Here is a 13,624-nt window from a genome sequence, read left to right as displayed (position 1 = left end):
TCGCCACGTTCAGGCCAGTTCGAAGTTGATCCGTTCAGCGCGCGGCGCACCAGTGCTGAGGTCGGTCTTCAAGGTAACGACAGTACGTTCCAACTTCTGCACCTTGAAGTGGCAGGGCAGGGCGCTGTGCCAGACGAGCGAGACGCGTGGAAAGTCGGGCTCCAGGATCACGGTGTGCAGCCTGCGGTTCTGGTGCACCTGGCGGCCACCGTCGTAGAAGCGGGTCTCGAAACCAAGGTGGAGTTTCGGCAGCGTGAATCGCAGCTCGCCACCAGGCGTGAGCTTGAGCAGCACCGCGGGCTCGCCGCCGCGCAGGAACTCGGGTGCCTGCTGGTCGGCGGGCGCGCACTGGAAATAGCGGTCGTCAAGATCTTCGGCCAGCAGCGGCTGGCGTGTCTTCATCCAGTGGTCGTCGTACGTGCCGGCAAAGCCGACGCGCGGCTGCCAATGACTCGCGACCACGCCAAAGCCGGCAGGGGCGGGCCGGTCACTCCAACTGCCGATCAGGCGCTTCGGATCTTCGATGTTCGGCAGCGCCAGACCGTTCGCATGGCTGCCGCTCGTCGCAAAGCCTGCGCCGACCGGGTTGCGCCACTCCCAGTCCTTCTCTGGCGTCTTGGAGGCCAGGTCCGTGCCGCCGTAGGCGCGTTCGTAGATGATGGGCATCTTCTCGAACGGCTCGGGCGCACTCATGCCCATGGCGCGCCAGCGCCGATCACCGAAGACGCGCAGCACCTTCTGCACCGGGCCGACCTTGAAGCCGACATCGGCGTGCGTCACCGTCGCTCCTGCTGGCGGGTAAGCGTGGCCGACGACGATGACGTCGGTGGTCTTCTTCGTGAGCACCAGGTCTGCGTCGTACTTGATGCTGCTTTTCCCCGGCTCGCCGAAGTGTTCGGGCAGGCGCAGCACCGCCGGCTGCTCCTTGGCGATCTCGGTCGTGCCGTCAGGGCGGATGTCAAACGTGGCCTTCACCGCAACGACCCAGATCTCGGCGCCGTCGCGGTCACGCAACCAGCCGCGCTCGGCGGCGAAGGGTGTGCGGTTGTCGACCTGCCACATCGCCGCGTCAGTTGATGTCGACGGCGGCACCTTTGATCTTGTTGTAGCCGGTGGAGCGGCTCAAGACGTAGTTGCCCTTGATGATGACCTTGCCGGCACGCGTGAGCGTGATGCTGGCGTCGCCGCAGCGCAGCACGATCTCGCGTTCGGCCTCGATGAGCTGGCGCTCCGAACCATCCACTTGGATTGTTGATGGGCTCGGTGCCGCCGGCTGCAGCGCAGCCGGCTCGATCAGGCCGACGATGATGGGCTTTCGCGTGTCGCCACCTTCGAACAAGACGAGCACGTCGCGACCGACCATTGCCTGGCGCAGCACCACGGTGCTGCGGCAGGCCAGCACTTCTCCCGGATGGGCCGCGAGCGCATGGATCAGTGGCTGCTCGAGCAGGTCGAAGCCACGCAGGCGAGCGATCGCGGGTGCCGCATAGGGCATCGCGGGCGACATGTGCAGGCTGCTGCTCATGTCGCGCCGTTCGAGGGCGTCGAAGTCGTCCACCGCCGTTTCGACGAGCGGGATGAAGGGGTCGGTGGCTCGATCCATCGCTGGCGTCCTCAGTTGATACCGACCTTGGAGCCCTTGACCACCACGTCGCTGTCCGCCTTGACGTTGATCTTTCCCGATCCCTGCAGCGTGATGTCCTTGCCCTTGATCTGGATGGTTCCGTCCTTCTTCATCGTGATGCTGGCGCTGCCCGTCTTGATCGTCACCGAGTCTCCGGCGTCGATAACGAGGTTCTTGCCAACCTTGAGGCTGTCGTCCTTCGAGACACTGGCATTGCGCCCCTTGCCGACGGTCGTTGATTGATCGCCGCCGACGCTGATCGAGCGGTTGCTGCCGACGTCGGTGCTCTGGTTGGCCCCCACGCTCGTGCTCTGATTGGCACCGACGCTGATGCTTTGCGCCGCACCAACCGCAACGGTCTGCGCTGCGCCGATGACCACTTCCTGCGCGGCGCCGATGGCGATGGTCTCGTTGACGCCCACGGAGTGCGTGCGCTGCAACGCAACCGTCGCGGTCTCGCTGGCACCGACGCTGATGCTGCGACTGCTGCCTATCGTGATGGTCTCGTTCGCGCCCACGCTCTCGGTGCGGTTGACGCCTATCGTGATGTGCTCGTTCTGGTCCACCGTCTCCGTGCGATTCTGGTGGATGGTGATGGTCTCGTTCTTGTCCACGGTCTCGGTGCGCTGGCCGTGGACTGTGATGGTCTCGTTGTTGTCGACGGTCTCAGTGCGGTCGTGCTTGACCAGCGTGGTTTCGTCGTGATCGACGGTCTTCTTGCGGTCATGGCCCACCCAATGGGTCTCGTCGTTCTCGACCTCGATGTCCTGGTTCTTCTCGGCATGCAGCCAGACCTGCTCGCTGCCTTTCTTGTCCTCGAAGCGCAGTGCGTTCGCGTTGCCGTAGGCACCACCCTTGCTGCTGCGGGTGAGCACGCCGCTCTGCGTCGCGTTGGCCGGCAGATCCCACGGGGGCATCTGGTCGGCGTTGTATACGCGGCCCGTCACCAGCGGCTGGTCAGGGTCGCCCTCAAGGAAGTCGATCACTACCTCCTGGCCGATGCGCGGCAGCTGCACGAAGCCGAAGCTCTTGCCCGCCCAGGGACTGCAGACGCGTACCCAGCAGGAACTCTTCTCGTCCTTGTTGCCCAGGCGGTCCCAATGGAACTGGACCTTCACGCGGCCGTACTTGTCGGTGAAGATCTCGTCGCCCGCCGGGCCGACCACGACTGCCGTCTGTGGTCCCTGCACGAAGGGCTTGGGCGTGCGGCGTGGCGGTCGGTAGGTCTGGTCCGCCGGGATCGCCTCGAAGCTGCATTGCAGGCCGCCAGGCCCGCCTCCAGCCTCGCCGGCCTGGTCGCTTGCACTGAGCCGGATCTGCGTGCATAGGTAGTCGGCATTCATGTCCTCGCGAGGGTGGCGTGCCAGCGTGAAGCTGCGGCCCGGTGCCATTGCATGCGAGACGCATTGACCGGTGCTCTGGTCGAAGCGGCACTGCTGCTCGTCCAGGCGGTCGTCAACCATCTGCTGGCCGTCGGACTTCTGGACGTAGTCGCCCTGGAAGTCATACAGCTCCAGTGCAGCGAAGTCATGCTCGCGAGGACTCTTCTGCGTGACCTCCAGCGTCATCGCCGGGCGCTCGAAGTCATAGCTGCGCAGCGCGGTAGACCCGGACTTGACGGCTCGCGCGGCCTGCCAGTCGCAGACGTAGTCCAGATCAGGTGGCAACTGGCCTTCGTTGCCGTAGAAGGGCAGAGTTCTGTCGCCAGCAATGGGGTCATGCGAACTGGGGGCATCCACCAGGATCAGCTTGTGCTGGCCTTCGCCATGCTCGAAGTACCAATAGATGCCTTCGTCTTCCAGAAGCCGGGCGACAAAGTTGAAGTCGGTCTCGCGGTACTGCACGCAGTAGACGCGCTTGCGATAGCTACGCAGCAGGTTGAAGTGGTAGCTGGCCTGGCCGCCGTAGTCCTTGAAGACGGCCTCGACGATCTCAGGCACGGTCTGTTCCTGGAAGATGCGGCAGTCGGCACGACGCGTTAGCAGCCAGAGCCAGGGACGCACGGTGGCCTGGTAGCTGAACGCTCCGTGGCTGTGATGCCCTACCGAGAAACGCGTGACGATGCCGCAGAAATGGCGCTTGCCACCCTCCCGCAGCCGCACCGACAGGTCGATGGGCTTGCCAAGCAGCTTCTCGGGTTCGATGTCGGCCTTGGGGCTGAGCAGGGCGAGCTGCATCTCTTCCAGCGCACTCAATCCTGCAGTGTGCGTCATGGCCTCGAAGCGCAGATCCTGCGCAGGCAGTGGCGTCTTGATGGAGAAGGGCGTGGGCGATGCCATGGGTGGTTTCGCGTATCGACGCGCCCGGGCATGGTCGTGGACGCGGGCCGGCGGCGACAGCGCCGAAAGTCATGCGAAGGCGTGTCGGGTCCGTCCGTATGGGCTAGCCTTGGGGGTCGCATTGCCGGAGGATTCCAAAGATGGGCGGCGCCGCAACTACCCCAGGCCCCACTGGCGCGGGCGAGAACCGGGCCGTGGTCAACGCGAGCACGCTCGCGCGAATCGCCACGCCGGCGCCAGCTGGCGACGACCGACGCCTGTTCGACGGTGCCCGGCAGGCGCTGGAGGCCGAGATCGCCAACATGGGTGCCCACGGCGCGATCGACGGCGCGACCCGGCTGGCCTATGCGCGTCAGGTGCGCGCTGCGGCCGATGAACTCGCAGCGCAGGCCGCTGCAGGCCGCATCAGTTGGCGTCAGGCCGCCGAGCGGGCGCATGGCCTGCGTCACTCGGTCATGGAGATCATGCGCGTCCGCAGCACGCCGGTCGGACGCGCATTCGCCGAGTGGCTCAAGAGCGAGGGACTGACGCTCAACGAGCTGATTGCCCGCTACACGGTCAAGCTGCATGGATCCGGAGCCGACTTCAATGCGCTAAGCGCGGCACAGAAGGAGGCGGTGTACGCCGAGATCGTCGCCGCGGCAGGACGGGCCAACCCGCGCGTCACGGCCTGGATGCGCGGTGCCTCGCGTGCCGGACGGGGCTTGATCGTGCTGTCGCTGGCGCTATCGATCTACCAAGTCGCAACGGCTGACAACAAGCTCGATACCGCCAAGCGTGAGGTCGCCGTTACTGGGGGCAGCATCGCCGGCGGCATCGCGGGGGGCGCGCTCGCGGGCCTGGCCTGCGGGCCTGGTGCGCCGGTCTGCGTGACGGCCGGAGCCTTCGTCGGCGGCGCGCTGGCCGCTTTCGGCATCGATTTCTTCTGGTAGCGCGATGCAGATCAAGACGGCGGCTGACGTGGAGATCGCGCGCCTGGATGTCCCGGACGATGCGCTGCCGCAGGCCGAGCTCGTGCTTGCCGGGCGCCGCACGGGCTGGCACGTGCGCGGCGCCGTGCTCGAGGCGGCGTTGCGCTTCGACGACCGCCTGCTGCTGTTCATGACCGATGACCGTCCCTACGAGGAGTCGCTGTCGCTGCACCTGCTCGATATGGACGGCCGGCTGCTGGACTCGGCCACCCTCGACGCCCCCTATTCGACGGGCACCTTCTCGGACCTGGCCGTCGAGCCGCCCGATGGCGTCCGCTTCCGCTTCATCGGGGGCGTGGACTGGCGCGTGCGGCTGCTGGCCAGGCGACGTTGGCGCTGGCCGCCGGTGCCGGATGCGCCCGGTGTGCGCCACCGACCGGGTTTGACGCAGTACTTCGTCGTCAGCGGCAGGCCGCAGCCGCAGCCGCGCTGACCAGCCAGCCATCGACCGGCAACCCGGCTTCCAGGCGCAGCACCTCGGGAGAGATCGTCGGCGCAGAGAAACCGGCGTCGTTCAGGGCCCGGCCCAAGTATTCCCGGTCATGCACGTAGCGACCATTGGGCTGAAGCGCATGCGGCCGTGTGCCGGCTGCGGACTCGACGGTGAACACCAGCCAGCCGCCCGGCCGCAGCGCGCGGCGCGCGGCGGCGAACACCGCTTCCAGCGGGCCGAAATAGCACAGCGTGTCGGCCGATACGATGACGTCGAAGGTTCCAGGCTGGGTGTCGAGGTAGTAAACCAGCTCGGCCTTGTGCAGCAGGTCGTAGACGCCGCGGGGGCGGGCCTGGCGCAGCATGCCCACCGACAGGTCGCAGCCGGCGAGCCGGCGTGCGAATGGCCTGAGCAGCGGGCCGCACAGCCCGGTGCCACAGCCGACATCGGCGATGTCCAGCATCGCGCGGGGTTCACCGGCCGCGGCACGCAGTGCCTGCGTGACCAGCTCGGGGGCACGGTAGTGCAGTGACTGAAGCTTGGCGTCAAAGCTTTTCGCGAAGCTGTCGAACACCTTTTCGACATAGGCATCGCTGGCGCGTTGCGGCGGGGCTTGGCCGAGGCAGGCTGCGAGCTGGTGCTGCACGACCGGGTTGTCGGGATCCTCGGCCAGCCATTCGCGGTACAGCGTGGTGGCCTGCTCGCGCTCCCCCTGCAGCAGCAGCGCGCGGATGAACTGGTCGCGCGCCGTCAGGTGGCGCGGCGACAACGTGATCGCGTGGCTGTTGGCCAGCAGTGCGTCGTGGATGCGATCCTGGCCCATCAGTGCGAGCGACAGGTTGTACCAGGCCCCGGCCAGCTCGGGCCGAGCCGCTACGGCCGCGCGGCAACTGGCCTCGGACGCTGCCCATTGCCCGCGCATGCGTTGCACGGTGCCGAGATTGTTCAGCGCCTCGGCGCCGCCGGGCCCGTCCCGGGCCAGCTCGGCGCTGCGGCGGTAGGCACGCTCGGCCTCATCCAGTCGCCGGCATTCGACCAGCACGTTGCCGAGGTTGTTCCATGGGCCGGGCTCGCCGGGCATGGCCTGGATGGCCTGCTCGATCAGCGCCAGGCTTTCAGTGCTGCGCCCCTGGGCGTGGCGCAGCACGCCCAGGAAGTGCAGTGCATCAGGCTGGCCGGGTGCCATCCGCAACGCCTCCTCAAGCAGCGTCTCGGCTTCGGACAGGTGCTCATGACGCAGGTGCGCGATGGCCTGTTCGAGCAGTGCTTCGGCAACCTCAGAACTCATAGCTGAAGCCGCCGTCCTGAACGCCGACCGTCACGCGCTCGATGGGGCGGCCTTCGAGCATGCGGTTCAGGAACTCGCGTGAGATGTCGGGCAGCATGGTGTTGGTCAGTATGGCGTCGATCATGCGCCCGCCGGACTCGCTCTCCGTACAGCGCGAGACAACAAGTTCCACCACCTCGTCACGGACTTCGAACGGTACCTTGTAGCGTCCCTGCACCCGCTTGGCGATGCGTCCCAGCTGCAGCCGCACGATGCTGGCCAGCATCGCGTCCGATAGCGGGTAGTAAGGCACGGCTACCAACCGGCCCAATAGGGCCGGTGGGAACACCTTCAGCAGCGGTTCGCGCAGTGCCTTGGCCATGGCCTCGGCGTCAGGCATCAGCTCAGGGTCCTTGCACAGCCCCGCGATGAGTTCGGTGCCGGCGTTGGTTGTCAGGATGATCAGCGTGTTCTTGAAGTCAATGAAGCGGCCTTCGCCGTCTTCCATGAAGCCCTTGTCGAAGACCTGGAAGAAGATCTCGTGCACGTCCGGGTGGGCCTTCTCGACCTCGTCCAGCAGCACCACGCTGTAAGGCTTTCGCCGCACAGCTTCTGTCAGCACACCGCCCTCGCCGTAGCCCACGTAGCCCGGCGGCGCGCCCTTCAGGGACGAAACGGTGTGTGCCTCCTGGTACTCGCTCATGTTGATCGTGATGAGGTTGTGCTCGCCGCCGTACAGCGCCTCGGCCAGAGCCAGCGCGGTTTCGGTCTTGCCGACGCCTGAAGTGCCGGCCAGCATGAATACGCCGATGGGCTTGCCCGGGTTGTCAAGCCCGGCGCGGCTGGTCTGGATGCGCTTGGCGATCATCTCCATCGCGTGGTCCTGGCCGATCACGCGCCGCGCCAGGATGGCTGGCAACTGGAGTACGGTCTCGATCTCGTTGGCTGCCATGCGGCCGACCGGGATGCCGGTCCAGTCGGCAACGACGCTGGCGACGGCCTGCTGGTCCACTGTCGGCAGGATCAGCGGGCTCTCGCCCTGTAGGGCGGTCAGCTCGGCCTGCACCGACTTCAGCTCGGCCAGTGCGGCGGCGCGCTGGTCGGCGTCCAGCCCAGCCTCGGTGCCCTCGGCGGCCCTGGCCTCGAGGGCGCTGCCGGTGCCTTCCACGGGCGCGGCGCCGCCGCGCAGCTGCGCGCGCAATGCCAGCAGCTTGTCTACCAGCGCCTTCTCTGCCTGCCAGCGCGCCTGCAGCGCATCCAGCCGCTGGTGCTCGTCGGCCAGCGCCTGGTCCACCGCCTGCTGCCGCTGTGTGGTGTCGATGCCGATGGCGGCCTCGCGGCCGATGATGGCGTTTTCCGTCTCCAGCGCCTCGATGCGCTTCATGCTGTCGTCCACTTCGGCCGGTGTCGCGTGCAGGCTGACGGCCACGCGTGCGCAAGCGGTGTCTAGTAGGCTGACGCTTTTGTCGGGCAACTGCCGCGCCGGGATGTAGCGGTGGCTGAGCCTGACGGCGGCCTCCAACGCCTCGTCGAGGATCTGCACGCGATGGTGCTTCTCCATCGTGCTGGCTACTCCGCGCATCATCAGCGTGGCCTGAGCCTCGCCGGGCTCGTCCACCTGCACGGCCTGGAAGCGCCGTGTCAGGGCGGGGTCCTTCTCGATGTGCTTCTTGTACTCGGCGAAGGTGGTGGCGCCTATGGTGCGCAGCTGGCCGCGCGCTAGCGCGGGCTTGAGCAGGTTGGCGGCGTCGCCGGTTCCGGCAGCACCGCCGGCGCCGACCAGCGTGTGGGTCTCATCGATGAACAGGATGAGGGGCTTCTCGGATGCCTGCACCTCGTCGATGACAGATCGCAGCCGCTGCTCGAACTCGCCCTTCATGCTGGCGCCGGCCTGCAGCAGGCCCACATCCAGTGCCAGCAGTGCCACGTCCTTCAGTGCCGGCGGCACGTCACCGCGCGCGATGCGCTGCGCAAATCCTTCAACGACAGCAGTCTTGCCCACGCCCGCCTCGCCGACCAGGATGGGGTTGTTCTGGCGCCGCCGCATCAGGATGTCGACAACCTGGCGGATCTCGTCGTCGCGGCCGACGATGGGGTCCATGGTGCCGCCACGGGCCTGTGCGGTCAGGTCGGTGGTGAAGCGCTTGAGCGCCTCTTGCCTACCCATGGCCGCGGGGGGGATGGCGTCGCTGGCCTCGCCAGGTGCCGCCCCGGTCTCACTGGCCGCGCTGGCGGCCTCGGGCGACTGCGCCAGCAACGTTGCGAAGCGGCTGCAGAGGTCGTCGACGTTGATGCGCTCAAACTGCCGCGAGATTGCCAGCAGGGCACCGCGCAGCGAGGCGGTCTTCAGCATGCCGATCAGCACATGGCCGGTGCGCGCCTGGCGCTCGCCGAACATCAGCGAGGCATAGACCCAGGCGCGCTCGACCGCGGTGTCGACGAAGCTGGAGATATCGCTGATGGAGGCCGCGCCGCGCGGCAGCCGGTCCAATGCCTGTGTGAGGTCGGCCGCAAGTGCCGACCCGTCCAGCTCGTAGTGGCGCACGATGCGGTGCAGGTCGCTGTCAGGCGCGTTGAGGATTTGCACCATCCAGTGCTGCAGCTCGACGAAAGGGTTGCCTCGCAGCTTGCAAAACACGGTGGCACCTTCGATGGCCTTGTATGCGACAGGCGACAGCTTGCCGAACGATGCGGTGCGGGAGATGTCGGGCATGGTCAGGTCTCCGGTCCAGGGGCTGTTGGCTGGCACTCGCGTTGCAGAAAACAGGTGCCGGGACGGATACGCAGCGGGCGCACAGGCCGTTGCGGTGCGTCGCCGCGGCCGGTCAGCCAGCACGCGACGCCCAGCCTCGCGCCGGCCAGGCCGTTGCGGCGCGCGCCCAGGCGAGGCTCGGGGCGCTGCGGGTCGGCCAGGGTGAGTTCCAGTTCCCAGCTCAGCTCCGCGCCGGCCAGCAGCCGCACCCATTCGAGCAGGGGCTTCCAGGCTGAGCCGCCCGGCAGGAAGCTGTCGTGGCGCGCCAGAGGCAGGGGCCCCAGCCGCAGTCGGAAGCGGAACTGGCGGTCCCAGACGCGCGAGCCGGCGGTAGCGCTGGCGCCCAGCTGCGCGGCAGGGTCGCGCGCCGCAGCCTCGGCGCGGTTGCGCGCATAGCCCAGACGCGAACGGTCCTCGGCCGGCAGCGAGAGCCAGTGGCCGGCGTGGGGCGTCACGCCGACCGGCACATCGAAGTACTGGCCCAGCACCTTGACCAGCGCCTCCGCGTGGCGGCTGCGTCCGGACAGCAGGCCGGCCTGGTAGGCCAGTGCCGGTGCGGCCAGGGCGGGCGGTGCCGGCGGCAGGCCGGCCGCCGCGCCCAGCCAGACCAGATAGCGATCTGCGCCTGGGCGATCATGCTGCACCACCGGCTGGGCCTGCGCCCAGGCGCGGTAGAACAGGCCCAGCATGCGGTGGTGGAAGAGGTCGAGGAAATGTGCCGCCGCACGGTCGCCGTGCTGGTGGACGCGCTCCCGCACATACTCGGTGAAGTGCAGCGGCATGGGCCCCTGAGGTCCTAGCAAGCCGAGGAAGCGCACCGCCAGTCGCGGCACACCATCGGCGCGCCGCTCCAGGCGTGCAACCGGTGCCGGTGCGAAGTCCAGTTCCGGGGGGTGGGCCAGGCGCAGCGCCTCCTGGGACGGGCGCAACGCCTCGCCAGTTCGCGGTGCAGCAGGCCGCAGCGCGTCGATGCGGCGCAGCAGCGCGAAGAAGTCATGTGCCCATGGCTGGGCCTGCACGTCGACGAGCAGCCGCTCCAGCGCAGCGGATGGACTGGGGGCGGGGCTCGCGCTCACAGCCGCGCCTGTGTGCCGGCGCGCGGCGGCCAGCTCATCATGCGGCCGCGCTGCGCGCTGCTCAGCGTCAGTTGCACGAAGCTGTTGACGGCCACATGGCGCGCGAACCAGGCCTCGATGGCGCTGCTCAGCAAGAAGGCGCTGGCCCCCTGGAATGCCTGCTCGTCCACTTCAAGGTCGAGTGCGGTGCCGCTGGCAAAGGTCAGCGGCCCCTTGAAAGGGAGGCGGCGCACGGTAGGCCGTGCACGTAGCGCGCGGATGCCGTCGGCCTGACGTGCCCAGCTCACGTCATGGGCCGGCCCGTGCAGGCGCAACAGTTCGCGCAGCGAGGCTGCGTTTTCTTCGGCGTCATCACCCAGTCCGGCGTGGTTGCGCGCCAGCTGGGCGATGAGCTGCCAGCCGATGTCGCCCGTGGGGCGGCGCGAGACGGGGCGCGTTGGTCCTCGCAGACAGTGCACGGCGGATACCGGGCCGGGCACTTCCAGCCGCCAGGCTGTCGCGCCGCCGGCCTCGCCCTGCGGCAGCAGTGCTGGCAGGTCGCGGTTAGTAACCCAGGCGTTGACCGAGAGCTGGCGCAGCGTCTCTCGGAACGGGCCGTGACCCGGATCGACGAGCGACAGGAACACCTCCTCGCCCAGGTAGGACGGCACGCGGGCGCCCTGCAGGCGCTGCTTCTCCGACGGCAGGCGCGGCTCGCGACGCAGTGTGTAGTAGCCATGAGACCCGGGCCGGCTGTCGTGGCGCCAGTGGTAGAGCGGCCGGAAGTCCAGCACGCCTTCGCTTGCGACGCCATGGCCTTGCAGGCGTTCGATGCTGTGCACCTCATAGTCCATGGGCCGTGTGCGGTCGGGGACGACGTGGTACTCCCACTGGTCGTGGCCCGGCGCGATGCGGTCGAGCCGCTTGGGGAAGAGATTGATGGCTGGCGTGCAGTGCAGCGCCAAGCTCTTCGCGTCCACCAGCGCTTCGAGCGCTGCGTCGCCGCGCTCGAAAAGGAGCGCAATATCTACCTCACTGGCAGCCACGGCGGCCAGCCTCGGCGCGAGGTCGGCAACCTCGAAGAAGAGCAGGCGCTGCGGCAGCGCCGCAACTTCCTGCAACAGCCGGTGGCCGGAGAAGCCGCGCAGGGAGTCGGGTAGCAGGGCCTCATCATCTGCAAAGCCCACGGGCCGCACGCTGTCGGGCCCACGCCATCGCGACGAGATCTCGCCCCCGCCCTGGTGGGCAACGAGGCTGCCCAGCGCGGTGCCGAGGACCAGTTCGTGCAGCCGGAAGGCCACGTCGTCGGGGGCGCTGATATACAGCCGCAACGCATCGAGCGCGATCTGGTCGAAGCGCAGGCCGCCGCCAGCCTTGAGCCGGATACGCAGACCGCCGCGGGTTGCGCGAGCCGCAGGCCAACGTGTCAGGCCCAGATCCGGCGCGTGGCTGAAATACTGCACTTGCTCGATCTGGATCGGCCACAGCTGCACGGCCATCGCCGTGCGGAACTCGCACAGCGTCTGCTGGCCGCGCGGCAGGGTTGACAGCAGGCTGCTGCCGCGCGGCATCACCTGCCCCTGGGCCAGGTTGGGGTCCGCGGTGTCGACGGCCAGCCGCGCCACCATCATGGCCGGCAGGGGTGCGAGAAAGTTGGGATACATGGACTCCAGCAGTTGCGCGATCAGCCGCGGCTGCTCGGCATCCAGCTTGAGCCGCACCCGCGCGGCGAGGAAGGCGAAGCCCTCGAGCAGGCGCTCGACATACGGGTCGGCGACTTCCATGCCCTCCATCCCCAGACGGCCGGCGATCTTGGGGTGCTCGCGCGCGAACTCCTGGCCGGACTCGAACAGATGCGTTAGCTCGTCCTGGTAGAGCCGGGCAAGGCGGGCGTCCATCGTCTCTCCCTACCGGTTGCCCGAACGCGGCAGCGGGGCTGACGAGGCGTCGCTGACTTCGACCAGCCCCGCTTCAAGGTCCATGTGGGTGCGCAGCAGTACCTCCAGCGGCACAGGTTGGGCCCACAGCCAACCGCGGATCTCGAATTCGATCATGTTGTGGCTGTCGAGCACGCTGCCAGTCTCGACGGCACGCACAGACAGCGTGTCAGGCAGGATGCGTGGTTCGAAGCGACGCACCGCCTGCGCAATGGTGCGCTCCAGCGCGTGCACGTCAAGCCGTGAGACGCGCTGCCCGGCCAGCGGAGGAAGGCCGAAGTTGAGGACGCTGGCAGCGACCGCGGGCGGCTGATCATTGCCAGGCGGCTGCGTCGCGTTGAAGAGCCAGGCCAGGTCGCGTAGCACCGCCTGGCGCAACTGGGCCTTGCTCATCACCCGCTGGTCTTCGGGCTCGTTTCGCAACTCAGGCGCCTCGTCGGTGAGGCGGTCGAGCAGCGCGGGCTGCAGGCGGTCGCGGAGGTCGGGGCCGGCCATAGTGCCCGGCTCAGGTGCCGTCCAGGACGAGGTGGCGCGCTTCGAGCAGGCCGATCTCGGCGGTGTCGGTGGCGAGCACGCGCTGGCCCAGCCCGCAGTACTGGTCCTGGCCAGCGCCGAGCTCGAGCCAGTCGGTGCGGCGTGCAAGTTGCAGTGCGCCATCGGTGCAGGCTGCCGTACCGGCATATCGCGCCGGAATCAGCGCGACAGTCTGCGCGCCGTTGGCGAAGCTGAGCTGGGCCGGCGCCCAGACCAAGTCGCGCAGGTCGGATACCGGCTCGATGAGCAACTCGCCAACGTGGGCAAAGGGTAGCCAGCCGTAACGGCCATTGATGATGACTTCAAGCACTGGGCCGAGGCGGGAGTCTGCGTCGGCGATCCACTCGAAACGTCGGCCATCGAGCGTGCCGCGGCTGGCCGGTGCCTGCTCCAGCGCGGCGGTTCGCGCGGCCGATGCCTGTTCGGGATGCCCCTGCGCCTGGAGCTGCATGGCCTGCGCCAGTTGCGCGACCCAGGCCGCTGGCGGGCCGAAGACGTGGGGCAGGGCGCGGCCCTCGAATACCGCCTCGCGCACCGCCTCGCATTGCAGTGCGGGCGCGTAGGTGTTGACCATCGCCAGTGTTCCGGCGTCGAGTTCGCCGCAGACCTTGAGTTGGTCGAGTGCCCGCTGCCATTGACCCAGCACGGCCAGCAGCTGGAACAGGAAGATGCGCAGCCGTGCGTCGGCGGCGTTGGCGCGCACTTGCTGTTGCAAGGCGCCCAGCGCACCCGCGGGGTCGGCAGCGACGAGCAGCTCTTGTGCTGTGGGCAT

Annotated in this window: 11 protein-coding genes; 2 read left to right on the top strand and 9 right to left on the bottom strand. The window is 68.1% G+C overall.

Annotation, left to right across the window (positions count from 1 at the left end; translation table 11 throughout):
- Positions 1 to 9: 9 nt before the first annotated feature.
- From QM732_RS13430 to QM732_RS13420, 3 genes are read right to left on the bottom strand one after another with little or no spacing between them, the layout of a single operon-like run.
- Complete coding sequence (locus QM732_RS13430; RefSeq protein WP_415656635.1) at positions 10 to 1,062, bottom strand: DUF2169 family type VI secretion system accessory protein; 1,053 nt, start codon at positions 1,060 to 1,062, stop codon at positions 10 to 12.
- Between the two features lie 7 nt (positions 1,063 to 1,069).
- Positions 1,070 to 1,603 carry a DUF6484 domain-containing protein gene (locus QM732_RS13425; RefSeq protein ID WP_415656634.1) on the bottom strand — a complete coding sequence of 178 codons (534 nt, stop codon included), beginning with the start codon at positions 1,601 to 1,603 and terminating at the stop codon, positions 1,070 to 1,072.
- 11 nt (positions 1,604 to 1,614) lie between these two features.
- Positions 1,615 to 3,903, bottom strand: a complete 2,289-nt coding sequence (locus QM732_RS13420) for a type VI secretion system Vgr family protein (RefSeq protein ID WP_415656633.1) — start codon at positions 3,901 to 3,903, stop codon at positions 1,615 to 1,617.
- Positions 3,904 to 4,043: 140 nt separating this feature from the next.
- Between QM732_RS13420 and QM732_RS13415 the strand changes: the two genes are divergently transcribed.
- Complete coding sequence (locus QM732_RS13415) at positions 4,044 to 4,835, top strand: hypothetical protein (RefSeq protein ID WP_415656632.1); 792 nt, start codon at positions 4,044 to 4,046, stop codon at positions 4,833 to 4,835.
- A 4-nt stretch (positions 4,836 to 4,839) separates the two neighbouring features.
- Complete coding sequence (locus QM732_RS13410; RefSeq protein ID WP_415656631.1) at positions 4,840 to 5,307, top strand: hypothetical protein; 468 nt, start codon at positions 4,840 to 4,842, stop codon at positions 5,305 to 5,307.
- Here the strand turns inward: QM732_RS13410 and QM732_RS13405 are convergent.
- Genes QM732_RS13405 through QM732_RS13380 form a run of 6 tightly spaced genes read right to left on the bottom strand, consistent with a single transcriptional unit; the run spans position 5,276 to position 13,624 of the window.
- Entirely contained in the window at positions 5,276 to 6,595 is a 1,320-nt protein-coding gene (locus tag QM732_RS13405; RefSeq protein ID WP_415656630.1) for a tetratricopeptide repeat protein, read from the bottom strand. The two genes, QM732_RS13410 and QM732_RS13405, sit on opposite strands and share 32 nt — an antisense overlap.
- Positions 6,585 to 9,287, bottom strand: coding sequence for a type VI secretion system ATPase TssH (gene tssH / locus QM732_RS13400; RefSeq protein WP_415656629.1), 2,703 nt, complete (start codon positions 9,285 to 9,287; stop codon positions 6,585 to 6,587). Before tssH ends, QM732_RS13405 begins: the two co-directional genes overlap by 11 nt.
- A 2-nt stretch (positions 9,288 to 9,289) precedes the next feature.
- On the bottom strand, positions 9,290 to 10,402 hold the full coding sequence (tssG, locus tag QM732_RS13395) for a type VI secretion system baseplate subunit TssG (protein ID WP_415656628.1): 1,113 nt from the start codon (positions 10,400 to 10,402) through the stop codon (positions 9,290 to 9,292).
- Positions 10,399 to 12,279 (bottom strand): type VI secretion system baseplate subunit TssF, encoded by a 1,881-nt coding sequence (tssF, locus tag QM732_RS13390; RefSeq protein ID WP_415656627.1) that lies wholly within the window; start codon positions 12,277 to 12,279, stop codon positions 10,399 to 10,401. Before tssF ends, tssG begins: the two co-directional genes overlap by 4 nt.
- A 9-nt stretch (positions 12,280 to 12,288) precedes the next feature.
- Positions 12,289 to 12,813: a type VI secretion system baseplate subunit TssE gene (gene tssE / locus QM732_RS13385; RefSeq protein ID WP_415656626.1), complete on the bottom strand. Its 525-nt coding sequence runs from the start codon at positions 12,811 to 12,813 to the stop codon at positions 12,289 to 12,291.
- A gap of 10 nt (positions 12,814 to 12,823) precedes the next feature.
- On the bottom strand, positions 12,824 to 13,624 hold the full coding sequence (locus tag QM732_RS13380) for a type VI secretion system accessory protein TagJ (RefSeq protein WP_415656625.1): 801 nt from the start codon (positions 13,622 to 13,624) through the stop codon (positions 12,824 to 12,826).

The sequence above is a fragment of the Roseateles sp. genome (genome assembly GCF_047654805.1).
GTDB lineage: Bacteria > Pseudomonadota > Gammaproteobacteria > Burkholderiales > Burkholderiaceae_C > Pelomonas.
The sequence above is the reverse complement of the archived record's forward strand: the minus strand, read 5'-3'. Positions and strand labels throughout refer to the sequence as shown.